The following is a 251-nucleotide window of genomic DNA, read 5'->3' as shown; positions in this document are numbered from 1 at the left end:
GACAGGGAAAAATCAATTATTCAAAATGATACTGACTCACAAGATACGGATAATTCAAAAGCTGGACTTCAAATTGAAGAGCCTGCGCAACAGACTACAAGCTCGGTTATTGGAAGCGATTGGTCACAAGTTAGCCCAGAAATAGCTGCGAATTACATGTCAAGTAAGACAGGAGTAAGTGCTAGTAAATGGCTTGATGTGATTTATAAGGAGTCGAGCGGAAACCCTTATGTTGAAAATGAGTTATCATG

At 39.4% G+C, this 251-nt stretch carries 1 protein-coding gene; it reads left to right on the top strand.

The window, feature by feature from the left end; all coding sequences use genetic code 11:
- Nucleotides 1–251: hypothetical protein (locus FDX22_RS20970; RefSeq protein WP_222592546.1), on the top strand; the 251-nt coding region annotated here is incomplete at both ends.

Origin of the sequence: Citrobacter sp. TBCS-14, assembly GCF_005280805.1 — a bacterium.
GTDB classification, from domain to species: domain Bacteria; phylum Pseudomonadota; class Gammaproteobacteria; order Enterobacterales; family Enterobacteriaceae; genus Citrobacter; species Citrobacter gillenii.
Note: the sequence above shows the minus strand (reverse complement) of the source record. Positions and strands in the feature narration are given on the sequence as shown.